Here is a 2216-nt window from a genome sequence, read left to right on the forward strand (position 1 = left end):
ACATAGCCATCTTCGTCATCGTTGGCGTGAAAGCCCATGTTCGAGGGGTGATCAATGTCAAGGCCATAAAAGTAATCGGCGCAGATGCGTTCCAGCACATCGGACTCGTAGGCGCCCATCGTGCCTAGGTCACCATTGCCCACCTCGTAACCCATGTACGCTTGCTCAGGCCTGAGCGATCTAATGCAATCGAGGACGAAATCCCTCCATTTCGCCTGATTCGCATCTTCGTGCCATTCATAACGAAAGATCAGCTTGAGAGTGCTGTAGTGCATCTGAGGTACATGATCGACACGGGCCGAGTAGGACCATAGCGGCGATGCATCCGGCGACTCCATATCAGTCGCCATCAAATAGAAGGTCCGAAACTCGTCGTGCAGAAACCGGGATTCGGCTTTGAGGTCCGTCGGCAACCGCTCACTGCCTGCATCAAGCCATGTCTGCGTACGCGAATTGAATATCTTCTCAAAAGGTTCATTCACGATCTGGACAAAGCGCTCCCAGATGGCGATGAACTTTTCCGCCACCGCTATGTAGTCCTCAGACTGGTGGTAGACATAGAACGTCACATAAGGACAAATGGCCAGTTCTCGCCCCTCGTCACCATAGAACCACTGCGGGGCGGTCTTGCTCTCGCGAATGAACTCTTCAATCTCTTCTTTGTTCAAATACTGTCGTGCGGTGCTCATCGAACGCCTCTCTTTTTGCTATGTGGGGAACGCCCGCCAGGCTTTCTCTGCTCCTGTTGCGGGTCGTCCTTCTTACCTTGTTCTGTTTCCTTCTTCCCATGCACCGCGATGTCCTCTGGGTATCGAAACAGTGACAGCCGACCTCCCGATTTGACTGGTTTGCCTTTGAAGGTAACGGGCGCACGATCGGTTTTGACTTTAGCCGCCCGTTCAAGCATTCGCGAGTAGCCATCGAATTGCTCCTTCTCAATCCGATCCCCCGGAAACTTGATCTCCACGATGGCAAAGATGTTGCCCTTGTCGGGTCGCTGATGGCGGTATTCTGAAATCATCAGGTCGGCCGCAATACTGCCTCTGCGATATTGGAACGGGCTCGGATAGAAGGGATTGATTTTGCCAAGCCGCTTGAGCCTGGAGGCGCCCTCCACAGGGTGATCTTCGAACCCGGGCGGAGGCCCGAAGTTGACCTCGCATTTCAGTGGGCTTGCCCAACTCAGGCACTCGTCCACGAACTCGAACAACAGGTTGACCGCCAACTGCTTCAGCCTGATCACCATGAATTCTTCGAGCTCCACATCGGTCAGTTCCTCGATTGACAGCGCCAGGAGTTCTTCGATGATCTTGCGCTTGGCCTTGGGCAGATCCTTGATCGATACGCCCTTCTTTCTTCGAAGGCTCAGTACGGGCATTCGGTCGGCAGCAGCGCACACCTGGCTGATCGCATCACGAAACGGAATCTTCTGCTCGATGGCTGCATTGATGGTGGCTTCCGTCGCACCTCGGCCTGTGGCCTTGCGGGTGTTCTCTCCTTGCGGATCTGCAGCCTCGAGTGCCAGCAGGATCGCAACTTCTTCTTTTTCCTCGATCTTTTGAGCAATCTCTTCCTGGATGCTCTGAATGACCTTGCGAACTTCTTCCTTGGCCTTGCCGATGTCGCCCTTGTATTTCTGGACACCCTCATACAGATCCTCTGCCAACTCCCCCAATTCATGAACCGTGATGGCGAGGGCGATCAGTTCGAGCACGCCCCAGACGATGGCAGGTACGGGCATTACGCTGCCTCGCTTTCAGAACCACCGTTCAATGCCAGCGCGCTCCGCGTTTCAGCTTCCCGAGCCTTGGAATCGAGCACCGACGACCAGTTCTCGGTCACCCGTTCGCTTTCACGCATGATGGACTTGTAGCCCTTCAAGCCGATGGACACTTCGCTGTTGACCATGCTGGTCTGACCTGCCTTGGAGGTGTCGCCGCTCTTCAGCAGTTCGTGATACCGGCCATGAATTTCGTAGGCATAGAGCTCGAACGGGCGGTTATCGGTTTTGAATAGTTGGTAGTCGGCCTTGTAGGGCCCTTGGTCTAGGCGAGATTCTGTGAGTTCGGCGCTCCCCACCGGCAGCGCCGGCAGTTGCGCCGGGCTCCCCTTCGGCCCCACGAAACTCTTGCTCGCCCCCTTCACATCCAACAACCCCGGCATCTTCAACGTGATGTTCATCCCATCCAGCTCGATGCTCGTCTGCCCGCCCTTGA

General features: G+C 55.4%; 3 protein-coding genes. All 3 read right to left on the reverse strand.

Annotated features, from left to right (window positions below; translation table 11 throughout):
* Window positions 1-689: hypothetical protein (locus RT97_RS28895; RefSeq protein WP_042582306.1), on the reverse strand; the 689-nt coding region annotated here is incomplete at its 3' end.
* Complete coding sequence (locus RT97_RS28900) at window positions 686-1741, reverse strand: hypothetical protein (protein ID WP_042582307.1); 1056 nt, start codon at window positions 1739-1741, stop codon at window positions 686-688. The genes RT97_RS28900 and RT97_RS28895, both read right to left, overlap by 4 nt.
* Window positions 1741-2216: hypothetical protein (locus tag RT97_RS28905; RefSeq protein ID WP_042582308.1), on the reverse strand; the 476-nt coding region annotated here is incomplete at its 5' end. The genes RT97_RS28905 and RT97_RS28900, both read right to left, overlap by 1 nt.

It is taken from the genome of Variovorax paradoxus, assembly GCF_000834655.1.
Taxonomy (GTDB): Bacteria; Pseudomonadota; Gammaproteobacteria; order Burkholderiales; family Burkholderiaceae_C; genus Variovorax; species Variovorax paradoxus_F.